The organism is Ruegeria sp. SAZD011 (assembly GCF_059612545.1).
In genome coordinates this window covers 123,924-145,352 of sequence record NZ_JBXWQU010000023.1, presented here as the reverse complement: position 1 = coordinate 145,352, position 21,429 = coordinate 123,924, and the positions used below count along the sequence as shown (strand labels likewise).

The 21,429-nt window shown below is 64.5% G+C and carries 23 protein-coding genes; 11 read left to right on the top strand and 12 right to left on the bottom strand.

Annotation, left to right across the window (positions count from 1 at the left end; all coding sequences use genetic code 11):
- Positions 1-57: 57 nt before the first annotated feature.
- Entirely contained in the window at positions 58-1,335 is a 1,278-nt protein-coding gene (locus AC2FLM_RS12400) for an MFS transporter (RefSeq protein ID WP_234183663.1), read from the top strand.
- Here the strand turns inward: AC2FLM_RS12400 and AC2FLM_RS12395 are convergent.
- Positions 1,316-1,933, bottom strand: coding sequence for a TetR/AcrR family transcriptional regulator (locus tag AC2FLM_RS12395; RefSeq protein WP_496858259.1), 618 nt, complete (start codon positions 1,931-1,933; stop codon positions 1,316-1,318). The genes AC2FLM_RS12400 and AC2FLM_RS12395 overlap by 20 nt on opposite strands.
- A gap of 162 nt (positions 1,934-2,095) precedes the next feature.
- Between AC2FLM_RS12395 and AC2FLM_RS12390 the strand changes: the two genes are divergently transcribed.
- The 3 genes from AC2FLM_RS12390 to hydA all read left to right on the top strand — a co-directional run bounded on the left by AC2FLM_RS12390 (position 2,096) and on the right by hydA (position 5,226).
- Positions 2,096-3,346: a Zn-dependent hydrolase gene (locus tag AC2FLM_RS12390; protein WP_496858257.1), complete on the top strand. Its 1,251-nt coding sequence runs from the start codon at positions 2,096-2,098 to the stop codon at positions 3,344-3,346.
- An 83-nt stretch (positions 3,347-3,429) separates the two neighbouring features.
- A complete protein-coding gene (locus AC2FLM_RS12385) occupies positions 3,430-3,747 on the top strand; it encodes a hypothetical protein (protein ID WP_234136531.1) in 318 nt (105 codons plus the stop codon).
- A gap of 24 nt (positions 3,748-3,771) precedes the next feature.
- Entirely contained in the window at positions 3,772-5,226 is a 1,455-nt protein-coding gene (gene hydA, locus AC2FLM_RS12380) for a dihydropyrimidinase (RefSeq protein WP_234145105.1), read from the top strand.
- Between the two features lie 5 nt (positions 5,227-5,231).
- On the opposite strand, the gene AC2FLM_RS12375 is transcribed toward hydA, so the two are convergent.
- Positions 5,232-5,522, bottom strand: coding sequence for a cupin domain-containing protein (locus tag AC2FLM_RS12375; RefSeq protein ID WP_234136533.1), 291 nt, complete (start codon positions 5,520-5,522; stop codon positions 5,232-5,234).
- A 155-nt stretch (positions 5,523-5,677) separates the two neighbouring features.
- Here AC2FLM_RS12375 and AC2FLM_RS12370 point away from each other — a divergent pair, with 155 nt between their 5' ends.
- The 7 genes from AC2FLM_RS12370 (at position 5,678) to AC2FLM_RS12340 (ending at position 11,950) form a co-directional block, all read left to right on the top strand.
- The gene (locus AC2FLM_RS12370; RefSeq protein ID WP_496858254.1) at positions 5,678-6,481 is read left to right on the top strand and encodes an ABC transporter ATP-binding protein; all 804 of its coding nucleotides are present in this window, start codon (positions 5,678-5,680) and stop codon (positions 6,479-6,481) included.
- A gap of 111 nt (positions 6,482-6,592) precedes the next feature.
- Positions 6,593-7,507, top strand: a complete 915-nt coding sequence (locus AC2FLM_RS12365) for an ABC transporter permease (protein ID WP_234166707.1) — start codon at positions 6,593-6,595, stop codon at positions 7,505-7,507.
- 94 nt (positions 7,508-7,601) lie between these two features.
- Positions 7,602-8,447, top strand: a complete 846-nt coding sequence (locus tag AC2FLM_RS12360) for an ABC transporter permease (RefSeq protein WP_234220066.1) — start codon at positions 7,602-7,604, stop codon at positions 8,445-8,447.
- Positions 8,448-8,519: 72 nt separating this feature from the next.
- Positions 8,520-9,506, top strand: a complete 987-nt coding sequence (locus tag AC2FLM_RS12355) for an ABC transporter substrate-binding protein (protein ID WP_234136537.1) — start codon at positions 8,520-8,522, stop codon at positions 9,504-9,506.
- 168 nt (positions 9,507-9,674) lie between these two features.
- Complete coding sequence (locus AC2FLM_RS12350; protein WP_234136538.1) at positions 9,675-10,388, top strand: ABC transporter permease; 714 nt, start codon at positions 9,675-9,677, stop codon at positions 10,386-10,388.
- Positions 10,381-11,115 carry an ATP-binding cassette domain-containing protein gene (locus tag AC2FLM_RS12345; protein WP_234162456.1) on the top strand — a complete coding sequence of 245 codons (735 nt, stop codon included), beginning with the start codon at positions 10,381-10,383 and terminating at the stop codon, positions 11,113-11,115. The genes AC2FLM_RS12350 and AC2FLM_RS12345 overlap by 8 nt, the downstream gene beginning before the upstream one ends.
- Before the next feature lie 19 nt (positions 11,116-11,134).
- Positions 11,135-11,950 (top strand): ABC transporter substrate-binding protein, encoded by an 816-nt coding sequence (locus AC2FLM_RS12340; RefSeq protein WP_496858250.1) that lies wholly within the window; start codon positions 11,135-11,137, stop codon positions 11,948-11,950.
- 91 nt (positions 11,951-12,041) lie between these two features.
- Here the strand turns inward: AC2FLM_RS12340 and AC2FLM_RS12335 are convergent, their stop codons facing one another.
- The 10 genes from AC2FLM_RS12335 to AC2FLM_RS12290 form a co-directional block, all read right to left on the bottom strand.
- On the bottom strand, positions 12,042-12,914 hold the full coding sequence (locus AC2FLM_RS12335) for a substrate-binding domain-containing protein (protein WP_234220068.1): 873 nt from the start codon (positions 12,912-12,914) through the stop codon (positions 12,042-12,044).
- Positions 12,915-13,040, bottom strand: a complete 126-nt coding sequence (locus AC2FLM_RS12330) for a hypothetical protein (protein ID WP_255699818.1) — start codon at positions 13,038-13,040, stop codon at positions 12,915-12,917.
- Positions 13,037-14,302 (bottom strand): c-type cytochrome, encoded by a 1,266-nt coding sequence (locus tag AC2FLM_RS12325; protein ID WP_496858347.1) that lies wholly within the window; start codon positions 14,300-14,302, stop codon positions 13,037-13,039. The genes AC2FLM_RS12330 and AC2FLM_RS12325 overlap by 4 nt, the downstream gene beginning before the upstream one ends.
- On the bottom strand, positions 14,302-15,483 hold the full coding sequence (locus AC2FLM_RS12320; RefSeq protein ID WP_234220069.1) for a formate dehydrogenase subunit gamma: 1,182 nt from the start codon (positions 15,481-15,483) through the stop codon (positions 14,302-14,304). Before AC2FLM_RS12320 ends, AC2FLM_RS12325 begins: the two co-directional genes overlap by 1 nt.
- Before the next feature lie 122 nt (positions 15,484-15,605).
- A complete protein-coding gene (gene fdh3B / locus AC2FLM_RS12315) occupies positions 15,606-16,199 on the bottom strand; it encodes a formate dehydrogenase FDH3 subunit beta (RefSeq protein ID WP_011047528.1) in 594 nt (197 codons plus the stop codon).
- Between the two features lie 12 nt (positions 16,200-16,211).
- A complete protein-coding gene (locus tag AC2FLM_RS12310; RefSeq protein WP_496858248.1) occupies positions 16,212-19,106 on the bottom strand; it encodes a formate dehydrogenase subunit alpha in 2,895 nt (964 codons plus the stop codon).
- A 106-nt stretch (positions 19,107-19,212) separates the two neighbouring features.
- The gene (locus AC2FLM_RS12305; protein WP_496858246.1) at positions 19,213-19,404 is read right to left on the bottom strand and encodes a twin-arginine translocation signal domain-containing protein; all 192 of its coding nucleotides are present in this window, start codon (positions 19,402-19,404) and stop codon (positions 19,213-19,215) included.
- Positions 19,405-19,468: 64 nt separating this feature from the next.
- Positions 19,469-20,080 (bottom strand): TorD/DmsD family molecular chaperone, encoded by a 612-nt coding sequence (locus AC2FLM_RS12300; protein WP_234220072.1) that lies wholly within the window; start codon positions 20,078-20,080, stop codon positions 19,469-19,471.
- Between the two features lie 3 nt (positions 20,081-20,083).
- Positions 20,084-20,707, bottom strand: a complete 624-nt coding sequence (locus AC2FLM_RS12295) for a DUF3306 domain-containing protein (RefSeq protein WP_496858244.1) — start codon at positions 20,705-20,707, stop codon at positions 20,084-20,086.
- The gene (locus AC2FLM_RS12290) at positions 20,704-21,264 is read right to left on the bottom strand and encodes a DUF3305 domain-containing protein (RefSeq protein WP_496858242.1); all 561 of its coding nucleotides are present in this window, start codon (positions 21,262-21,264) and stop codon (positions 20,704-20,706) included. Before AC2FLM_RS12290 ends, AC2FLM_RS12295 begins: the two co-directional genes overlap by 4 nt.
- Positions 21,265-21,429: the final 165 nt, after the last annotated feature.

Below are 21,429 nucleotides of genomic sequence, written 5' to 3'. Positions count from 1 at the left end.
CTCCAGGCCGTCGCGCGGATACTTCGGGACAAGGGTGTGTTCAGTCGGCAGGTCCCCATGGTACGTCAGCTTCTTCCCGTAAGTGCCTTGTTGCTTGGCTCTGCCTTGCTGCTTTTCGCGGGGGGCATGAACAGCCTGATTCTGCCGATCCGGGGCGCGCAGGAAGGGTTCAGTGCCTCGGCGCTGGGTCTTCTGGGGACGGGGTGGGCATTTGGCTATGTCGCGGGATGTTTCTATACGCCGCGGCTGGTGGGGAAGGTCGGCCATGTGCGCGCCTTCAGCGTAATGTCCGGATTTGCCGCGGTCGCCGTGCTGATGTCTTTGTTGCTTCTGACGCCCTGGACCTGGATTCCACTGCGCGCCATGTCTGGTTTCTGCTTTGCCGGGGCGGCGATGATCGTCGAAAGCTGGCTGAGCGAACGGGCCGAGCCGAGCACGCGCGGTCGCATCTTCGGACTCTATACGATGGTGAACCTCGGTGCCTCGACCGCCGGGCAACTGGTGCTGACGATGGGTGATACGTCGGGCTTTCTGTTCTTTGTCCTGCCCGCGATCTTTTACTGTCTGGCGCTGATGCCGACGGCGATGTCCTCCAAGGCGGTGCCAAAACCGCTGGTCAGTGTCCGTCTCGACCTGATGGCGCTCTGGCGCAACTCTCCCGTGGCGGTGATCGGGGTGCTGTGTGTCGGCGTGTCGAACAGCGCCTTTGGCACGTTGTCGGCGGTCTATGCCGATGGGATCGGGCTGGCGCTTACGACGGTGGCGCTGTTTGCCAGTCTGCCTGTGCTGGCGGGCGCGGTGTCGCAGATCCCCATCGGCTGGCTGTCGGACCGGTTGGACCGGCGCGCGGTGCTGATCGGTGTCGCGGCCCTGGCGCTGGCGGTCGATATGGTCTTTATCGCGCTGTCGCCGGAAACCCGGATGCTGAACCTCGTGCTGGCCTCGCTGTTCGGCGCGGCGATCTATGCCATGTATCCGATCATCATTGCCCATGCCAACGATCACGCCGCCGCCGATCAGGCTATTCAGGTCAGCGGCGGGCTGCTGATGCTTTACGGGGTTGGATCGATCCTGGGGCCCTTGCTGGCAGGGGTCGGAATGGAGACCCTGGGCGGAACCGGTCTGTTCATGACCTCGGCGGCGGCGCATGTGCTGCTGATCCTGTTCTCTGGCCTGCGGATCCTGTTGCGTGCGCCAGTGGACGAGGCCGACAAATCGAGCTTTGTGCCCGCGCCCGCCGCCCGCGCCACCACGCCTGAAACCGCGGCGCTGGCAAGCGGTGAGTCCGATGAGGTCGAGACTGAGAAAACAGAGATTACTCCGGACGCGGGCTGAGCAGTCGCCGGTAGAGTGTATCGAGAAACACATCGGCGCCGTCGAAGGGATCCTCGTTGCCCAGAACCGCACGCACCTGCACGTCGAAATCCGCGTAATGCTGGGTCAGCGACCAGATCGAGAACAGCAGGTGATAGGGATGAACGCGGGCGATCCGGCCCGTTGCCATCCAGGCTTCGAGCAACGCCACCTTGTCATCGACCAGCGCCTTCAGGTCTTCGCTCAGGGCCTGATAAATGCGCGGGGCGCCTTGTACGATCTCGTTGGCGAACAGGCGGCTTTCGCGGGGGTAATCGCGGCTCATCTCCAGTTTGCGGTGGACATAGGCCAGAAGCTCGGTCAGCGGCTCGCCCTGATCGTCGAGCGCGCGCAGCGGATCCAGCCAGGTATCGAGCAACTCGGCCAGAAGAGCCTCGTGCATCGCCTCTTTCGATGGGAAATAGTAGAGCAGGTTGGGTTTGCTCAACCCTGCCTCGGCGGCGATCTGATCCACCGTCGCGCCTCGGAACCCATGCGCCGAGAATACGTTCAACGCGGCGTCCAGGATGGCGGCGCGGTTTTTCTTCTGGATACGGGTCGGCGCACGGTCCTGAGGCATGATCTGCTGATTTTTCCTTCGCTTGCCCGTCGAAGTGACGGAATCTTGCAGGGGAACTCGGCTATTTCTTGACTGGTGTCAAACCCGTGATAGCGTGAGTTTGACCAGTTGGTCAAATAGCTAGGCCAGCAAGAACGCAAAGCAAGCAACAGGGGAACAGGTATGGCGGCTCCGGCACAGAATCTCAGAATCAACGGCGACAGGTTGTGGGACAGTCTGATGGAGATGGCCAAGATCGGCCCCGGCGTGGCGGGCGGCAACAACCGCCAGACCCTGACTGACGAAGATGGCGAAGGGCGCGCGCTGTTTCAGCAATGGTGCGAGGCGGCGGGATGTTCCATGGGGCTGGACCAGATGGGCAACATGTTCGGCATGCGGGCGGGAACCGACCCGGATGCGCTGCCGGTCTATGTGGGCTCGCATCTGGATACCCAGCCCACGGGCGGCAAATATGACGGGGTGCTGGGGGTTCTGGCGGGACTAGAGGTGATCCGCACCCTGAACGACCTGGGCATCCGCACCAAACACCCCATCGTCGCCACCAACTGGACCAACGAGGAGGGTACGCGCTTTGCCCCCGCGATGCTGAGTTCGGGGGTGTTTGCCGGTATGCATACGCAGGACTGGGCCTATGCGCGCACCGATGCCGAAGGAAAGAGCTTTGGCGACGAGCTGTCGCGGATCGGCTGGCGTGGCGAGGAAGAGGTGGGCGCGCGCAAGATGCATGCGTTTTTCGAGCTGCATATCGAACAGGGGCCGATCCTGGAGGCCGAGGGCAAGGATATCGGCGTTGTCACCCATGGCCAGGGGCTGAGCTGGACACAGGTCACGATCACCGGCAAGGATGCCCATACCGGCTCGACGCCCATGCCGATGCGGCGCAATGCCGGGCTGGGCATGGCGCGGGTGCTGGAAAAGGTGGACGAGATCGCGCTCAGCCATGCGCCTCATGCGGTTGGGGCGGCGGGTCACATCGACGTCTACCCGAACTCGCGCAACGTGATCCCGGGAAAGGTGGTGTTCACGGTCGATTTCCGCAGCCCCGAATTGTCGGTGATCGAGGATATGGAGGCGCGGCTGCGCGTCGAGGGCCAGAGGATCGCCGATGCGATGGGGCTGGAGATCGCCTTTGAGAAGGTGGGCGGCTTCGACCCGGTGGCCTTTGACGAAGGCTGTGTCTCGGCCATTCGCAACGCGGCCGAGCGGCTGGGATACAGCCATATGAACATCATCTCGGGCGCGGGCCATGATGCCTGCTGGATCAACCGGGTGGCGCCGACGGCTATGGTGATGTGTCCCTGCGTCGACGGGCTGAGCCATAACGAGGCCGAGGAGATATCGAAGGACTGGGCCGCCGCTGGTACGGATGTGCTGTTCCATGCGGTGGTGGAGACGGCGGAAATCGTGGAGTGATCCGGGGGCAATGCCCCCGGACCAGCGGGGGGCGCTGCCCCCCGAACCCCCCGGAGTATTTTCGGCGAAATGAAGGACAGGGGATGGTGCCGGACACGGCCATAATGCGCAAACGGGTGAGGGCGGCAGTTGAGGCCGATCTTTCGAACGCGCCATTGGATGCGGTGGGTCGGGCCACGCTGCGCGATTTCGCGGCTTTGCGGCAAGAGCCGGAGGTTGTGGAAGTGCAGTTCAGCGGCGGCGTGATGGGGCAGGGTTGGGCGGTCACGCGGCCGAATGGCCCCTATCTGGTCGTCTACCTGCCGCAGGCGGGATGTTTCTCGCTCTGTGTCGAGGGGCCGTTCGGGCCGCTGGATATCGGGGTGCATGGCAATGCGATCGGCTGTTTCGGGTCGGTCTGACAAGAAAACAGGGAGTTCAAGCAAATGAGCACAGTCATCAGGAACGGCACCGTTGTCACCGCCGATCTGACCTATAAGGCGGATGTGCGGATCGAGAACGGCGTGATCACCGAAATCGGCCCGGGGCTGAGCGGTGACAAGGAGTTGGACGCCACCGGCTGTTACGTGATGCCCGGCGGCATCGATCCCCATGTGCATCTGGAGATGCCCTTTATGGGCACCTATTCCAGCGACGATTTCGAGAGCGGCACCCGCGCCGGGCTGGCGGGCGGCACCACGATGGTGGTGGATTTCTGCCTGCCCAATCAGGGCGAGAGCCTGCTGGACGCGATCAAGCGCTGGGACAACAAATCGACCCGGGCCAATTGCGACTATTCCTTCCACATGGCGGTGACCTGGTGGGGCGAGCAGGTCTTCAACGACATGAAGACCGTGATCGAGACGCGCGGGATCAACACGTTCAAGCATTTCCTCGCCTACAAGGGCGCGCTGATGGTGAACGATGACGAGCTGTTTGCCTCGTTCAACCGCCTGGCCGAACTGGGTGGCATTGCCATGGTCCATGCCGAAAACGGCGATGTGGTGGCCGAGATGACCGCGCGCCTCTTGGCCGAGGGCAATACCGGCCCCGAGGCGCATGCCTATTCGCGCCCGTCCCAGGTCGAGGGCGAGGCCACCAATCGCGCCATCATGATCGCCGACATGGCGGGTGTGCCGCTTTATGTGGTGCATACCTCGTGCGAGGAGTCACACGAGGCGATCCGGCGCGCCCGCATGCAAGGCAAGCGGGTTTGGGGCGAGCCGCTGATCCAGCATCTGACATTGGACGAGAGCGAGTATTTCCACCCGGACTGGGATCATGCGGCACGGCGCGTGATGTCACCGCCCTTCCGCAACAAGCAGCATCAGGACAGCCTGTGGGCGGGCCTGCAATCTGGCTCGCTGAGCGTGGTGGCCACCGATCACTGCGCCTTTACCACCGAACAGAAACGCTATGGCGTGGGCGATTTCTCGAAGATCCCCAATGGCACCGGCGGGCTGGAGGACCGGATGCCGATGCTGTGGACTCATGGGGTGGCAACCGGTCGCCTGACGCCGAACGAATTTGTGGCGGTTACATCAACGAATATCGCCAAGATATTGAATTGCTATCCGAAAAAAGGTGCCGTTCTGGTCGGTGCCGACGCCGATCTGGTGGTCTGGGACCCGGAGAAATCCAAGACGATCAGCGCAGGCAGCCAGCAATCGGCCATCGACTATAACGTGTTCGAAGGCAAGGAGGTCAAGGGCCTGCCGCGCTTTACCCTGACGCGCGGCCAGGTGGCGGTCCATGATGGCGAAATCCGCACCCAGGAGGGCCATGGCAAGTTCGTGGCGCGCGAGGCGAACACGCCGGTGAACCGGGCGCTGAGCAGCTGGAAAGAACTGACCGCACCGCGTCCGGTGGAACGGTCGGGCATTCCAGCGACGGGGGTCTGATGCGCCTATTCGGGCACAAGCGCATCCAGTTCGGGCAGGAGAACGACACTCTCCTGCTCGTGCGGATCGGTGCGGGCCAGGATGGCGACGGCCTCGGTCTGGCCGGTGTTGATCGGCAGGTGCGGGACACCGGCGGGGATATAGATCAGATCGCCCGCATTGGTCTCCATCCGGTGTTCCAGCGCAGGGCCCCAGTACATGATTGCCGAGCCCTCGATCACGTAGATCGCGGTCTCGTGGTCGGCGTGCAGATGGGCCTTGGCCCTGCCACCCGGTGGAATGCGCAGCATGTGCATGCAAATGGATCGGGCTCCGGTCGTCTCGCGTGCGATCCCTTGAAAATAATTGAACCCCTGCTTGCCGGCATAGGTTTCGCCAAGGCGGAGTTTTTGGCAGGTATCTGGCATCTGATCGGGCATCGCTCGGGGGTCTCCAACAGGATAATGACACTATGAATGGGACGGGGCAGCAGCAGGAGTTGTCAAGCGTGGTTTCGGCCAAGGGGCTGGATCTGACGTTTCAGACCAATGACGGCCCGGTTCACGCGCTCAAGGACGTGAACCTGGAAATCAACAAGGGCGATTTCGTCAGTTTCATCGGGCCGTCGGGCTGTGGCAAGACGACATTCCTGCGCTGTATCGCGGCGCTGGAAACACCGACGGGTGGCAGCCTGACGGTGAACGGGATGACACCCGACGAGGCGCGGCGCAAGCGCGCCTATGGCTATGTGTTTCAGGCGGCGGGCTTGTACCCGTGGCGGACCATCGCCAAGAATATCAAACTGCCGCTCGAGATCATGGGGTTTTCCCGGCAAGAGCAGGAAGAACGGGTGAGAAAAGTTCTGGAACTCGTTGATCTGGCTGGGTTTGGTGGCAAATTCCCCTGGCAGCTGTCGGGCGGGATGCAGCAGCGCGCCAGCATCGCCCGCGCACTGGCCTTCGACGCCGATATCCTGCTGATGGACGAGCCGTTCGGGGCGCTGGACGAGATCGTGCGCGATCACCTGAACGAGCAGTTGCTGGCGCTTTGGGCGCGGACCGGCAAGACCATCGGGTTCGTCACCCATTCGATTCCCGAGGCGGTTTATCTCTCGACCAAGATCGTGGTGATGAGCCCGCGCCCGGGCCGGATCACCGATGTGATCGAAAGCCCGCTGCCCAGGGAGCGGCCGCTGGATATTCGAGACAGCAAGGAATTCATCGAGGTGGCACATCGGGTGCGCGAGGGTCTCAGGGCGGGGCATGCCGATGACTGAGCTGGGTTTCTGGATGCGCGGCGACGAGGCCGGGCGGAACCGGAATTCGGCACGAATTCCGGCCCGATTTCCTTGCAGGAAATCGGAGTTGCGCGCGCGGGGAGGGACGGCATGAAATCTCTGCTTGCGGTTCTGACCGTCCTCGCTGCGATCGTTGGGCTCTGGTATGCGGCCTGCGTGCCGATGAACATTCACGGTGTGCTGGTGACGGCGGAACGCGGCGGGGCGGTGGTGGAGCCGTCCGATGGTGCCGCCCGGCGCGAGATGAGCGGTGTCTCGCTGGCGCTGAAGAACGGGTTTGCCGTGCCCGAGACCTGGGCGCAGGAGCGTCCGCGCCTGCCGGCGCCCCATCAGGTGGCGATCGAACTGTGGGACACCACGGTGATGAAGAAGATCACCTCGAAACGCAGCCTTGTCTATCATGGCTGGGTAACGCTGAGTGCTACATTGCTGGGGTTCGGCATCGGCACCGTTCTGGGTGTGTTGCTGGCGGTGGGGATCGTGCATTCCCGTGTCATGGACATGTCGGTGATGCCCTGGGCCATCGTCAGCCAGACCATTCCGATCATCGCGCTGGCGCCGATGATCATCGTGGTGCTTTATTCGGTGGGTGTTCAGGGGATCATCCCCAAGGCGGTGATCTCGGCCTATCTGAGCTTTTTCCCGGTCGTGGTCGGTATGGTCAAGGGGCTGCGCAGCCCCGATGCGATGCAGCTTGACCTGCTGAGAACGTACAATGCCTCGAAGGGCGAGACCTTTTGGAAACTGCGGCTGCCGGCCTCGATGCCTTATCTCTTTGCCTCGCTCAAGATCGGGATCGCGGCCTCGCTGGTCGGGGCCATCGTGGGTGAGTTGCCGACCGGAGCGGTTTCAGGTCTGGGTGCGCGGCTGCTGGCGGGCAGCTATTATGGCCAGACCGTACAGATTTGGTCGGCCCTGTTCGGGGCAGCGATCCTGGCGGCCTGTCTGGTGGGGCTGCTGGGGGTGATCGAGCGGCTGGTTCTAAAGCGGATGGGGATGGCATGAGGATGGCACGGCATAGGGGGGGCGCTGCCCCCGTCGCGCGGGCGCGACTCCCCCGAGGTATTTTGGAACAGAAGAAGATTGGGGGGATGCGCGGATGATGCTGGTTCTGGTGGCTTTGCTCGTCTGGGGCGCGGCCTGGTGGCTGAACACGCGGCTGGCCGAGGGGCCGCAGGCCGAGACCCGTTCGGTGCAACTGGCGGTGCCGCTGATTTTTGGCGCGACGATCCTGATCGTGTGGGAGCTGGTGGTACGGGGCCTGGAGGTGCCGCTGGTGATCTTGCCCGCGCCTTCGCTGATCGCGGCACGGTTCGCGGGCAGCCTGCCGATCCTCTGGGCGGATTTCGTGCAGACCTTCGTCAAGGGGGCGCTGAGCGGCTATCTGATCGGCTGCGGTGCCGCGTTCCTGATGGCGGTTGCGGTGGACCGGTCCGAGTTCCTGCGGCTGGGCCTGTTGCCGGTGGGCAATTTCGTGGCGGCCCTGCCCATCGTTGGCACTGCACCGATCCTGGTGATGTGGTTCGGCTTCGACTGGCAGAGCAAGGCCGCTGTCGTCGTGGTGATGGTGTTCTTTCCGATGCTGGTCAACACCGTGGCGGGCCTGCGTGAAACCACGGCGATGCAGCGCGACCTGATGGAGACCTATGCCGCCAGCTATTGGCAGAGCTTCTTCAAGCTGCGGCTGCCGGCGGCGATGCCCTTCATCTTCAACGGGCTCAAGATCTCGACCACGCTGGCCCTGATCGGGGCGATCGTGGCCGAGTTCTTCGGCTCGCCGACATTGGGCATGGGGTTCCGTATCTCGACCAGTGTCGGACAACTGGCGCTGGACATGGTCTGGGCCGAAATCGTGGTGGCGGCGCTGGCGGGAACGCTGTTCTATGGGCTGGTGGCGCTGATCGAACATCATGTCACCTTTTGGCACCCCTCGCAGAGACGCTAGGCTGACAGATATGCGACAAGATCCCGGACCGAACCGGGGCACAGAATTGAACAACCAACAAGGAGTGAAATCATGAAGAAACTGTTGAATGGCGCGGCGCTTGCCCTGGCCCTGGCGGCTGGTCCGGCCCTGGCCGCGGACGAGGTCAAGCTGCAACTGCAATGGGTCACCCAGGCGCAGTTCGCCGGCTATTACGTGGCGCTGGACAAGGGCTATTACGACGAAGAGGGTCTGGATGTCACCATCCTGCCCGGCGGCCCCGACATCGCCCCGCCGCAGGTGCTGGCCGGTGGCGGCGCCGATGCGATGCTGAACTGGATGCCCTCGGCGCTGGCTGCGCGGGAAAAGGGCCTGCCGGTGGTGAATATCGCGCAGCCCTTCAAATCCTCGGGCCTGATGCTGACCTGCTGGAAGGATACCGGCATCACCGGGCCGCAGGATTTCAAGGGCAAGACCATCGGCGTCTGGTTCTTTGGCAATGAATACCCGTTCCTGAGCTGGATGAGCCAGGAGGGGATCAGCACCGATGGCGGCGCCGACGGTGTGACCGTGCTGAAGCAGGGCTTCAACGTCGACCCGCTTCTGCAACGTCAGGCCGATTGCATCTCGACCATGACCTATAACGAATATGGTCAGGTGCTGGATGCCGGTGTCAGCGAGGACGAACTGGTGACCTTCAAATACGAGGACATGGGTGTCGCCACGCTGGAGGACGGCATCTATGTGCTCGAGGACAACCTCAAGGACGACGCGTTCAAGGACAAGATGACCCGCTTTGTGCGTGCCTCGATGAAAGGCTGGAAATATGCCGAGGCCAACCCGGACGAGGCCGCGGGCATCGTTCTGGACAATGACGCCACCGGTGCCCAGACCGAGGCGCATCAGGTTCGCATGATGGGTGAGATCGCCAAGCTGACCGCCGGGTCGAACGGCGCGCTGGATCCAGCCGACTTCGACCGCACGGTTGCCACGCTGCTGGCAGGCGGCTCGGACCCTGTGATCACCAAGACGCCCGAGGGCGCCTGGACCCACGAGATCACCGACGCGGCACTGAAGTAACGTCTGGAAAGCTACGCCGAGGCGACCTCGGCAGGCGCGGTCCCGTTTGGGGCCGCGCTTTTTTGTGCGCGGATGTCGGTTTTGGTTGGGACGGGATACGAGGGCGTGATATGCATTGAGTTGCAAAATGTACCTCAATGATCGCAGGTCCATCCAGGTTGGAATAAAATGCAAAATTTTGCGCAAGAAATGCAGGCTGCGTTTACCCTGGTCCTGGCTGGTGATTCCGAGTTGCTCGGGATCGTGGGCCTGTCGCTGCGCGTGTCGCTTTTTGCGGTCCTCTGCGCGGCTCTGATCGGGATGCCGCTGGGGGCTGCGCTGGCCGTCGGGCGGTTTCCCGGTCGCCGCGCGATGGTGGTGCTGGTCAATGCGCTGATGGGGCTGCCACCGGTTGTGGTCGGGCTGATTGTCTATCTGATGCTGTCGCGCTCGGGCCCGCTTGGCGTGCTGCAACTGCTTTATACGCCAACAGCCATGATCATCGCGCAGGTGGTTCTGGTTACCCCGATCATCGCCGCCTTGACCCGTCAGGTGGTCGAGATGCTGGATGCCGAATATGCCGAACAGATGCGCAGCCTGGGCCTCTCGCGGCTGGCCACGGTGCCGGTGCTGTTGTGGGACGGGCGGGTGGCGTTGCTGACCGCGCTGCTGGCTGGTTTTGGCCGTGCCATTGCCGAGGTGGGCGCGGTGATCATCGTTGGCGGCAATATCAACCACGTGACCCGTGTGATGACCACCGCGATCGCGCTTGAGACCTCCAAGGGCAATCTGGCGCTGGCGTTGGCGCTTGGGGCGGTCCTGATCGGGATTGCCGTCGCGGTCAATGCGCTGGTCAGCCTGCTGGGCGCGCGCAGCCGTGCCGAGGCGCTGGCCCATGCGTGATCTGGTCGAGGAAAGCGGGCTGGTGATCGAGACGCAGGGCTTGCGCATCTCGCGTCGTGGCCAGAGCCTGCTGGATGTGCCGTATCTGAGGCTGGGCGGGCCGGGGCCTACGGTGATCCTGGGACCGAACGGAGCGGGCAAGAGCCTGCTGTTGCGCTGCCTGCATGGGTTGATCCAGGCCGATGCCGGGACAGTGCGGCAGAATGGGCGCGCGCTTGACGCCGAGGAGCGGGCCAGCCAGGCCATGGTCTTCCAGCGGCCCGTGATGCTGCGCCGCTCGGTGGCGGGCAATCTCGATTTCGTCCTGCGCCGCCGGGGTCTGAACCGGGCGCAGCGTCAGGCCCGGATCGCGGCGTTGCTGGCCGAGGGCGGATTGCCGTCGCGCGCACGCCAGGGGGCCCGCTCGCTGTCTGTGGGCGAGGCGCAGCGGTTGGCGATCCTGCGTGCGCTGGCCACCGAACCCGAGGTGCTGTTCCTCGACGAACCCACCAGCGCGCTGGACCCGGGCGCGACCCAGGCGGTCGAATCGCTGGTGCTGCGCGCCAGCGCCCGTGGCGTGCGGATCGTGATGGTAACCCATGACATCGGCCAGGCCCGGCGGCTGGCGGCGGATGTGGTGGTGATGATGGGCGGGCAGGTGGTGGAACACGGACCTGCCGCTCAGGTGCTGGATGACCCGGCCAGCGGAGCGGTGCGTCGTTTCCTGGCCGGAGAGCTGATTTTCTGAACCTTTACGGAGACTGGACATGATCGGAAGTGTTTTCCGCGCGAGCGCGCTTGCGCTTGGCCTGATGGCAGGCACTCTGGCGCAGGCGGGAGAGTTCATCGTGGTGCAATCCACCACCTCTACCCAGAATTCGGGCCTGCTGGACCATATTCTGCCCGCGTTCGAGGCCGAGACCGGGATCGAGGTGCGGGTGGTCGCGGTGGGCACCGGCCAGGCGATCAAGAACGCCGCCAATGGTGATGGCGATGTGCTGCTGGTGCATGCCAGGGCGGCCGAGGAGAAATTCGTGGCCGAGGGCTGGGGTGTCGAACGCCTCGATGTGATGTACAACGATTTCGTGCTGGTCGGCCCGGCCTCGGACCCGGCGGGCGTGCGCGGTGGCAGCGATATCGTGGCGGCGCTGAGCGCGATTGCAGAGGTTGAGGCGCCCTTTGCCTCGCGCGGGGATGACAGCGGCACCCATAAGGCCGAGCTGCGCCACTGGCAGAGCGCGGGTATCGACGTGTCTGCTGCCTCGGGCGGCTGGTATCGAGAGACCGGTTCGGGCATGGGGGCGACGCTGAACCTGGCGGCCGGCATGGGCGCCTATGCGCTGACCGATCGCGCCACCTGGATCGCCTTTGCCAACAAGGGTGACCTTGTGATCGCGGTCGAGGGCGACGCGCGGCTGTTCAACCAGTATGGGGTGATCCTGGTCAACCCCGAGAAGCATCCCGGCGTCAAGGCCGAAGCCGGGCAGCGGTTCGTCGACTGGCTGACCGGCGCGGACGGGCAGGCGGCGATCGAGGGCTATACGCTGGACGGTCAGCAGCTGTTCTTTCCCAACGCGAAATAGTCCGGCACGGCTGCGGCAGGGAGAGAATTTTCGACGAAAAATCTCGCCTCCGGCGGGAGTATTTTGGGCGGAATGAAGGGGGACTATGCAGTCAGCCGCTGGCGCCGTTGTGATGGACGGTGCCAAGGCCGCTGAGGTCATAGCCCCCCATTTCGGCTGCGCGGGCGGCAAAGGCGGGGCTTTGCAGGAAGGCCATCAGCCGGGTCATCGGCGGATCGAAAACGGCGCGGCGCCAGATCGCCAGGTCGAACCGCTCTTCATGGGTGGGGATGAAGCCAAGACCGTGGGGCGACGCAAGGGCGCCCAGACCAAATCCCGCCTCGGCCTTGCCCGATTGCAGAAGCTGGGCGAGGTCCTCTTCGGTGCGGGCGCAGGTGGGGTCTGGCGCGAGATCGGCGGGGGAGAGGCCCAGTTTCTCCAGCTCGGCAAGGAAAAGGTGCTGGCTGGCGGCGCTGGCCTGGCGCATTGCAACCTTGCGTCCGCGCAGATCGGCGATCCCTCTGATGCCGGTGATCCCGGGTGCCAGCAGCAATCCGCGCTGGCGCCGCGCGATCTCGATCAGCACCACCGGCGCCTCTCCGACGGCGTCCCTCAGGGATGTGGTGTTAAACCCGTCTGCCTCGCGGATATGCAGCGCCGCGGCCTGGGCGCTGCGCTCTTTCAGCCGGATCAGCCCGTCGAAGGAGCCGTCATAGTAGGTGGCCAGCCCGGCGCCGCTTTCCCTTAGCGCCCAGTCGAGCAGCGGGTCATGGCTGCCCGCCAGGATCGGGGGCAGGGGCGGCTCGGCCACCTGCGGCCCCGCGCGCGAGGCGTTGAGCCAGGCCAGTACCTCGGCCCGTGGAAACAGCAGCTTGCCCATCGCGCGCACATGCGGCACCTCGCCCGAGGCGGCGAGGTCATAGGCCTTGCGCTCGCCGATCCTGAGCAGGTCGGCCAGCTCGCGGGTGGTCAGGAACTCGGCCATTCAGTCGAGACGCACATCCGCGCCGGTGCCGCGTTCAGCGGCGGAAAAGCCCGCACGGTTCAGAATCTGCGGTGCGGCGACGGTGATGATGGCCATCAGGACAACGGCGCTGAGAAAGGCTTTCATGGCTGCTCCTTTGCCAGGGTGGCCCGGCGCAGATAGGCGATCAGGTCGGCGCGGTCCTGGGCGCCGGTGATCCGTTGCATGGGCATCTTAGATCCCGGAATGTAATGGTCCGGGCCCAGATCGAAAAGCGAATTGATGCTGTCTTCGGTCCAGACGATCTCCGACCCCGCCAGAGTGTCGGAATAGAGATAGCCGGGCTGGGTGCCCGCGCGGCGGCCGAATATCTGGTAGAGAGTGGGACCGGCCCGGCGTCCGCCATCCGATGTCAGCGCGTGGCAGATCGAGCATTTGCGGGCAAACTGCCGCTCGCCATTGTCCATGTCCTCGGGGGATTTCAGAAAGCTGCGCTCGCCGCTTGCCATCTTGCCATGTTCCGAAAGCGAGGCCACCGGCCAGCTGTACATCGTGTCGTCGATCCCACCGGCGTGGATATTCGCGCCATCGGGCGAAAAGGCCAGTGCCCAGACCGGGCCGCGCAGGGTGGCGCGGAAATCGCGGGCGATGCGCCAGCTGTCCGTGTCGATCACCATGATATAGCCCTCGCCATCGCCCACAGCGAGCTGGCTGCGGTCGGGGCTGAGTGCCAGCGCCAGAACCGGGCGGCGGTCGAGGGTAAAGTCGCGCTCGGCCCCGGTGGCAAGGTCGATGACCCGCGTCACCCCATCGACCGCGCCATAGGCCAGCCAGCCATCGGGCGCATTCAGAACGATCTCGTTGATGCCGAACCCGTGGCGGGTGATCTGGCGCAGCTCGCTGCCGCTCGCAACATCCCAAAGCCGCAGCAGGCCATCCATGCCAGCGGAATAAAGCTGCGCGCCATCGGGAGAGAAGGCGACCGCATTCACGCCGCTGTCGGCATCGAGGCTGCGCGGCGCCGCGCTGTCCAGCGACCAGAGGCCGATGGTGCCGTCCCAGCTGGCGGTGGCGGCATGGGTGTCCGACAGGGCAAGACCGGTGATCTTGCCCTTGTGGCGGCCCAGCACGGTGCCCTCGGGCCAGCGGCGCAGGGTGAAATCGTCGCCCGCCGAGTAGAGCACGCCGCCATGAAACGCGACCGTGTTGACGGCGGCCTCGTGCCCTTCGAACCAATGCGGCGCCCGCCCGGTCCACAGCCCCACGGAATTGTCAAAACTGGCGGTGGCGATCTGCCCGTCTGGGCCGACGGCGATGCCCATGATCGGCCCACCGTGACCCTTCAGGGTAAAGAAATCTGCCGCCGCGCAGGCGGGCCAGAGCAGCAGCACGAGCGCCAGCGCCCGCATCATTCCGCCGGGCTGGGCCTGGCCTTGCTGGCCTCGGCCGATTTCACCTCGTCCAGCCACAGCGAATGGTGTTCGCGGGCCCATTGCTCCTCGACCTCGCCCGATCCCATGGCATCGAACGCGCCCTCCATCCCCAGCGAGCCCAGATAGATATGGGCGATGATGATGGTGATGAACGCAAAGGCCACGATCAGGTGCCAGAGCTGAGCGTACTGCATTTCCTGATGCGGGGTCATCACCTCGGGCAGGGCCAGCCCCATGGCCTGTGGCAGGCCGGTGGCATTGGCCAGCGCAAAGGTCTTGGCAAACATCGGCATTTCAAAGGGAAACAGCAGCGACAGTCCGGACAGCGAGATCGACAGGCCGAGCAGGATACACAGCCAGAAGATGATCTTTTGTCCCGCGTTGAATTTCTTCGCGGGCGGATGCATCCCCTTGCTGAACAGGCCACCGCCCACAGCCAGCCATTTCAGATCATGCCGGTTGGGAATGTTATGCGCGATCCAGTTCACCGTCACGATGGCCAGTCCCAGCATGAAGGCCCAGGCGATGTTGTTGTGTACCCATTTGCAGGCCAGCGCGAGGCTGGCAAAGGCCTCCTTGCCCAAGAGCGGGATCAGGACGTCGCGGCCATAAAGCGTGATCAGGCCCGACGCTGCCAACACCAGGAACGACCCGGCAAACAGCCAGTGCCCGAACCGTTCAAAGGCGGCAAAGCGGGTCACGCTGCGCCCGGTCTTGGCACCGTCGATGCGGATGCGGCCACGCAGCAGATAGAACAGGGCCAGCACGACGATCATGCCCCCCAGCGCATAGGTGCCATAATCGCGCAGCGCGCCCTCGCGCAGGGTCAGCCACCACATGCCATCGTCCTGGATGATCACATCGGCGGCGGGGCCGCGCGCCGAGACGGTGACATCCGCCGCGCCATAGCGCAGGGCGCGGTAAATCTCGCTGTCCGAGGCGCCGCCGCGTACGCCCAACTGCGCCTCGAGCGGTGCTGTCTGGCTGCCGGTATTGGTGGAGCGATAGGCATCGTCAACCACCTCGCCACGTTGCCGGGCCAGAATGTCCTCAAGCGTGGTGGCGCCGCCGGTGGCGGAGCGATCCGGCGTGGCCTCCTGCGCCACGGCGGGCAGGGCCAGACAGAGCAGACAGATCAGAAGTCGCAGAACCGGCATCGGAACCTCATGTGTAAACCGCGCCGCCGGAAAACCGCGAAACAGCGCGGCGGCGCGAGAATTTTCGCAGAAAATTCTTGGTCCTGCGGCGCAAAGTTCATGCGCCGCAGGGTCTGACGGTGTCAGCCGCCTTTCTGGTCATAGGCCGTGCCCCAGCCCCAGGCGCCGGTGCCGAAACCGCGCGCCACAACGCGTTCGCGGTAGATGGCCGAGACCACGTCGCCGTCACCGGCCAGAAGCGCCTTGGTGGAACACATCTCGGCGCAGATGGGCAGCTTGCCCTCGGCGATCCGGTTGCGCCCGTATTTGGCGAATTCGGCCGTCGAATGGGTCTCTTCCGGGCCACCGGCGCAGAAAGTGCACTTGTCCATCTTGCCGCGCGATCCGAAATTGCCCGCCTGCGGATATTGCGGCGCGCCAAACGGGCACGCGTAGAAGCAATAGCCGCAGCCGATGCACAGATCCTTGGAATGCAGCACCACACCGTCTTCGGTCTGATAGAAGCAGTCCACCGGGCAGACCGCCATACAGGGGGCATCCGAACAATGCATGCAGGCCACCGAGATCGAGCGTTCGCCCGGTTTGCCGTCATTGATCGTCACCACCCTGCGGCGGTTGATGCCCCAGGGCACTTCGTGCTCGTTCTTGCAGGCGGTCACGCAGGCGTTGCACTCGATGCAGCGCTCGGCGTCACAGAGAAACTTTGCTCTTGCCATTTTCAGTCCTCCTTACGCTGCCGAGATCTTGCAGAGAGTGGCCTTGGTCTCCTGCATCTGGGTCACAGAGTCATAGCCATAGGTCTGCGCGGTGTTCGAGGCCTCGCCCAACACATAGGGATCGGCGCCCTTTGGATATTTCTCGCGCAGATCGGCACCCTGGAAGTGACCGCCGAAATGGAACGGCATGAAGGCCACGCCGGCGCCGACCCGTTCGGTCAGCATCGCCATCACCTTGACCTTGCCGCCCTCGGGGCCCTCGACCCAGACCTGTTGCCCGTCACGAATGCCCAGATTGTTGGCATCGCGCGGGTTGATCTCGACGAACATGTCCTGCTGCAATTCGGCCAGCCAGGGGTTCGACCGGGTCTCTTCCCCGCCACCCTCGTATTCGACCAGACGTCCCGACGTGAGGATTATCGGATAATCCTTTGAAAAGTCGTTCTTCTGGATCGAGGCATAGAGGGTCGGCAGGCGATAGGCATGCCGGTCCTCATAGGTGGGATAATCCGCCACAAGGTCGCGCCGGTTGGTATAGAGCGGCTCGCGATGCAGCGGGATCGGGTCGGGGAAGGTCCAGACCACGGCCCGGGCCTTGGCATTGCCGAAGGGCGCGCAGCCATGCTTGATCGCCACCCGCTGGATACCGCCCGAAAGGTCGGTCTTCCAGTTGGTCTTGGGTCCGGCCACCGCGTCGATGGCGGCACGTTCCTCGGCGGTCAGATCGCCGTCCCATCCCAGATCCATCAGCATCTGCATGGTGAATTCAGGGTATCCGTCCTGAATTTCGGCGCCCGGATTCGACACGCCCTCGGCCAGCAGGTTGTCGCCGTCGCGTTCCACCCCGAACCGGGCGCGGAAGCACAGCCCGCCCTCGGCCACCGGTTTGGACATGTCATAGAGGTTCGGCGTACCGGGATGGCCCATCTCTGCCGTGCCCCAGCAGGGCCATGGCAGACCATAGTATTCGCCATCGTTGGGTCCGCCTATCGCCTGCAATGTCGTGCGGTCGAAGGTGTGCTGATTGGCCATGTGGCTCTTGATCCGCTCGGGCGACTGGCCGGTATAGCCGATCGTCCAAAGCCCCGCGTTGAACTCGCGAGTGATGCTCTCGACATTGGGCGTTTCCGGGTCGTCCATCTCGATATTGCGGAACAGCCGGTCGGCCCAGCCGAACTTGTTGGCGAACTTGGCCATGATGACCTCGTCCGGCAGGCTTTCGAACAGCGGATCGACCACCTTGTCGCGCCATTGCAGCGAGCGGTTGGACGCGGTGACCGAGCCACGGGTTTCGAACTGCGTGCACGCGGGCAGCAGATAGACCCCGTCGGTGCGGTCATGCATCACGGCCGAGACGGTGGGATAGGGGTCGATCACGACAAGCATGTCGAGCTTTTCCATCGCCGTCTTCATTTCCGGCCCGCGCGTCTGGCTGTTGGGCGCGTGGCCCCACAGCACCATGGCACGGACATTGTTGTCCTGATCCATGTTGGCGGGGTCTTCCAGCACGCCGTCGATCCAGCGGCTGACCGGGATGCCGCTTTCGTTCATCAGCGGCTTGTCCTTGCCATCCTTGTCCTTGATCGAGGCGAACTGTCCCTTGAGCCAGTCCAGATCCTCGCCCCAGACACGCGCCCAATGGGCCCAGGCGCCGGCGGTCAGGCCGTAATAGCCGGGCAGGGTGTGGCTGAGCACGCCCAGATCGGTTGCACCCTGCACGTTGTCATGGCCGCGGAAGATGTTGGTGCCGCCACCCGAGGTGCCCATGTTGCCCAGCGCCAGCTGGAGCACGCAATAGGCGCGGGTGTTGTTGTTGCCATTGGTGTGCTGGGTGCCGCCCATGCACCAGATCACGGTGCCGGGGCGGTTGTTGGCCATGGTACGGGCCACGCGTTTCAACTGGCTGCCGGGCACGCCTGTCACGCGCTCGGTCTCTTCGGGTGTCCAGTTGGCCACTTCGGCCTTGATCTGGTCCATGCCCCAGACACGGGTGCGGATGAACTCCTTGTCCTCCCAGCCGTTCTCGAAGATGTGCCACAGGATGCCCCAGATCAGGGCCACGTCCGTGCCGGGACGGAAGCGCACATATTCATCGGCATGGGCCGCCGTGCGGGTAAAGCGCGGATCGCAGACGATGAGCGGCGCGTTGTTCTGTTCCTTGGCCTTCAGCACATGCAATAGCGAGACGGGATGCGCCTCGGCCGGGTTGCCGCCGATGATGAAGATGGCCTTGGAATTGTGGATGTCGTTATAGCTGTTCGTCATCGCGCCATAGCCCCAGGTGTTGGCAACACCTGCAACGGTCGTCGAGTGACAGATACGGGCCTGGTGATCCACGTTGTTCGTGCCCCAATAGGCGGCGAATTTGCGGAACAGATAGGCCTGTTCGTTATTATGCTTGGCCGAGCCCAGCCAATAGACGCTGTCCGGGCCGCTTTCGGCGCGGATCTTCATCATGCCGTCGCCGATCTCGTCGATGGCCTGTTCCCAGCTGATCTGCTTCCACTCGCCGCCCTCTTTCTTCATCGGGTATTTCAGGCGGCGTTCGCCATGGGCGTGCTCGCGGACCGAGGCCCCCTTGGCGCAATGGGCGCCCAGGTTGAACGGGCTGTCCCAGCCGGGCTCCTGCCCGATCCAGACGCCGTTCTTGACTTCGGCGACGACGGTGCAGCCCACCGAACAATGGGTGCAGACGGATTTCACGGTCTCAACCGCCGATCCGGCGGCTGTCTGGGCGCTGGCCTGCGTCACGGTTCCGCCCGTGGCGCTGATCGCGGCCAGGCCGCCGATCGCCAGACCCGAACCGCGCAGGAATGCGCGGCGGTCGACATGGCTATCGCCGACCTGGGACAGGATCGAGTTCCGCTGGGGGCGTCGCGCAACCCCGTTGGTCTTTTTCCTTAGCATTTTCTACCTCCCGTGCTGGCCACATCATGTGGCTGGCTTGGTACCTGTTGGAACCGGCGTCAGGGCCTCACGCAACCGTCTGCCGGGGGATGACGGCGTCCATTCGTCAGAAACGGGCGCTGTCCAGATAGGCGCGGGTATGCGCGGTGTCCTGAAGGCGGGTTTCGTCGGTGGGCAGCGCGGCCGCCTCGGCCGTACGGCCCAGGGCCGCCGCGGCCACCGCCGCAGGAGCCGCCGTTCCGGCCAGTTTCAGGAAGTCCCGGCGGCTGGCGCCGTCTTCTCTGGTGGTCTTGCTCATGGAAACCTCCTGTTCCATTTGCGGGTCTGGCACCCCCCGGCGGGGGATGCCGGCGAAAGGCGGCTCAGGCCGCCGACATCCGGAAGGCTTCGCGCTCGATCTCCATGAACACCCGGCCGGCGGAGCCGACCGAGGCATAGAGGACCGACGCTTCGGCGCCTTCCAAATCCGAATAGAAATGCCCTGCCCATGGGCCGATATGGCGCGACCAGAACAGGCGCTGGTCGGCCAGCGGGGCGGGGGCCGAGAACCGGCCCACGATCATGCCCGCCATCATCTCCATCAGCGAGGCGATATTGTCCTCGGGTTCGAAGACGTTCGGGGCGCGGGTGATGGCGCGGGCGGCCATGTCCTGGCGCAGCTGGGCCAGCGGCTTTTCGTTCAGAAAGCCGGTCAGGTAATAGCTGGCATAGGGCAGCAGCTCGCCCCGTCCGAGCCCGATGAAGAGCGCGTTGAACTCGCGTTCGGCAGCGGCGGGTTTGGTCACCCGCGCCACCCGGGCCAGCGCCCCGATGGCCTGGCCCAGATCGGTCTCGTCCCCCGAGAGGCCCGCGATCTGGTCGAGCAGCAACTGGTCGGGCGGGGCCGACAGAAGCAAGCCGAGGAAGTTGTAGAAATCCGCGCGCAGGCGGTCCTCGTCGCTGATCGGTGATGGGGCTGTCTCGGTCCGGGTCATTCCCTATCCTTCGAAGGTGAAACGCATGCGCCGGGGCGCGGGTGGGGCGATGTCGTCGGCATCGTCAAGGACCGGGGCAGGGGGCGCGGGCGCCTCGGGGTCCCGCAAGGGGACCGCCTCGTTGCCCGCCTCGGCTGCGGGTGCAGCCTCGGTTGCGACCATTGCCAGCGGCTCGTCTGCGGGCAGGTCGGGGGTATCGGTTTCGGGTGTGGTCTCGGCCTCGGCCTGTGCCGCCAGCGCCTCGACATGGTGCAACATGCCCCGGCCGACCTGATAGGCGGTCTGCAACCCCTCGATCACCCGGGTCGCATCGGTGAAATCCTCACCGTAATCCACCAGCCCGTCCACATTGGCCAGCACCGGGTTCAGCCGCCAGAGACGGCGCAGCGCCCGGCGGCGCAGACGGTCGGGCACCAGTTCGCTCATGAAGCGGCTGACATCGTCGCCCGGTTGCAGCAGGTCGGGATCGGGCAGGTCGAGGCGCTCCAGGATCTCGGCATCGTCCTGTTGTTCCAGCGCGGCCTGCGCCTCGGCCCGGGCGCGCAGTTCGAGTGCTGCCGCCTCGGCGCGTTCCTCGGCCGCGACACCTGCGCGGCGACGGCTCCAGAAATCGCTCCTTGCGCTCATTGCACCGCCTTCCGCCTGGGCGCACGATAGACATCGGCCTGTTGCCGGATACGCGCGTCGCCGCGTCCATCCTCGACCAGGTCCACCCGCTTGCGGTCGCGCCGCCGTTTGACAAAGGGTTCGGCATGATGGTGCTGCAAGGTGAAATCGCGCACCCAGGCCACCAGGCCCGGCGTCATCGGGATCTTTTCCACGATATCGTCCGCCGTATCGGCATAGTCCTGCCCCTCATAGGGCGAGGCGGTGACCAGCACCGCGTCGAGCGGACGGTCGTCCTGGTCGGTTTCGCGCAGGACCAGATAGATCGAGGGCACGCCATCGGCCAGATTGATCCGGTAGGCCTCGGCATCGGCGGCCCAGAGGGTCAGCGTCAGGGTGGCGGCGTGATATTCGACCGCCTCGCCCTCGCGCCGGAGCTCGGCCCAATCGGCGGGCCCCGCGCCGGGCAGCACCGCAACCGCGCGCCACGACCACCGGGCCCAGCGGGTCACCCCCGGTGTTTTGCGGACGACAACGCCCAGCGGCATCTCGATGTGAATTCCGGCGGCCTGGGCCACATGCTCCTCCCCGGAAAGCTCTCCCCTTCTTTCCGTACCGGAAACTATGGGACGGAATATCCGGTCTGCCAAGTCTTTTTCCCGGATTGGCCTGAAGAGTTGACCAGTTTCATGCGCAGAGTGAAATCGGGCCAAGGCGCAATAGGACTTTAGTATGGCTCGTGC

Excerpts from the sequence above, each read along its gene's own strand:
- AC2FLM_RS12400 (WP_234183663.1), top strand. The coding sequence starts at position 58 with ATGGTACGTCAGCTTCTTCCCGTAAGTGCCTTGTTGCTTGGCTCTGCC.
- AC2FLM_RS12395 (WP_496858259.1), bottom strand. The coding sequence starts at position 1,933 with ATGCCTCAGGACCGTGCGCCGACCCGTATCCAGAAGAAAAACCGCGCC.
- AC2FLM_RS12390 (WP_496858257.1), top strand. The coding sequence starts at position 2,096 with ATGGCGGCTCCGGCACAGAATCTCAGAATCAACGGCGACAGGTTGTGG.
- AC2FLM_RS12385 (WP_234136531.1), top strand. The coding sequence starts at position 3,430 with ATGGTGCCGGACACGGCCATAATGCGCAAACGGGTGAGGGCGGCAGTT.
- hydA (WP_234145105.1), top strand. The coding sequence starts at position 3,772 with ATGAGCACAGTCATCAGGAACGGCACCGTTGTCACCGCCGATCTGACC.
- AC2FLM_RS12375 (WP_234136533.1), bottom strand. The coding sequence starts at position 5,522 with ATGCACATGCTGCGCATTCCACCGGGTGGCAGGGCCAAGGCCCATCTG.
- AC2FLM_RS12370 (WP_496858254.1), top strand. The coding sequence starts at position 5,678 with ATGAATGGGACGGGGCAGCAGCAGGAGTTGTCAAGCGTGGTTTCGGCC.
- AC2FLM_RS12365 (WP_234166707.1), top strand. The coding sequence starts at position 6,593 with ATGAAATCTCTGCTTGCGGTTCTGACCGTCCTCGCTGCGATCGTTGGG.
- AC2FLM_RS12360 (WP_234220066.1), top strand. The coding sequence starts at position 7,602 with ATGATGCTGGTTCTGGTGGCTTTGCTCGTCTGGGGCGCGGCCTGGTGG.
- AC2FLM_RS12355 (WP_234136537.1), top strand. The coding sequence starts at position 8,520 with ATGAAGAAACTGTTGAATGGCGCGGCGCTTGCCCTGGCCCTGGCGGCT.
- AC2FLM_RS12350 (WP_234136538.1), top strand. The coding sequence starts at position 9,675 with ATGCAAAATTTTGCGCAAGAAATGCAGGCTGCGTTTACCCTGGTCCTG.
- AC2FLM_RS12345 (WP_234162456.1), top strand. The coding sequence starts at position 10,381 with ATGCGTGATCTGGTCGAGGAAAGCGGGCTGGTGATCGAGACGCAGGGC.
- AC2FLM_RS12340 (WP_496858250.1), top strand. The coding sequence starts at position 11,135 with ATGATCGGAAGTGTTTTCCGCGCGAGCGCGCTTGCGCTTGGCCTGATG.
- AC2FLM_RS12335 (WP_234220068.1), bottom strand. The coding sequence starts at position 12,914 with ATGGCCGAGTTCCTGACCACCCGCGAGCTGGCCGACCTGCTCAGGATC.
- AC2FLM_RS12330 (WP_255699818.1), bottom strand. The coding sequence starts at position 13,040 with ATGAAAGCCTTTCTCAGCGCCGTTGTCCTGATGGCCATCATCACCGTC.
- AC2FLM_RS12325 (WP_496858347.1), bottom strand. The coding sequence starts at position 14,302 with ATGCGGGCGCTGGCGCTCGTGCTGCTGCTCTGGCCCGCCTGCGCGGCG.
- AC2FLM_RS12320 (WP_234220069.1), bottom strand. The coding sequence starts at position 15,483 with ATGCCGGTTCTGCGACTTCTGATCTGTCTGCTCTGTCTGGCCCTGCCC.
- fdh3B (WP_011047528.1), bottom strand. The coding sequence starts at position 16,199 with ATGGCAAGAGCAAAGTTTCTCTGTGACGCCGAGCGCTGCATCGAGTGC.
- AC2FLM_RS12310 (WP_496858248.1), bottom strand. The coding sequence starts at position 19,106 with ATGCTAAGGAAAAAGACCAACGGGGTTGCGCGACGCCCCCAGCGGAAC.
- AC2FLM_RS12305 (WP_496858246.1), bottom strand. The coding sequence starts at position 19,404 with ATGAGCAAGACCACCAGAGAAGACGGCGCCAGCCGCCGGGACTTCCTG.
- AC2FLM_RS12300 (WP_234220072.1), bottom strand. The coding sequence starts at position 20,080 with ATGACCCGGACCGAGACAGCCCCATCACCGATCAGCGACGAGGACCGC.
- AC2FLM_RS12295 (WP_496858244.1), bottom strand. The coding sequence starts at position 20,707 with ATGAGCGCAAGGAGCGATTTCTGGAGCCGTCGCCGCGCAGGTGTCGCG.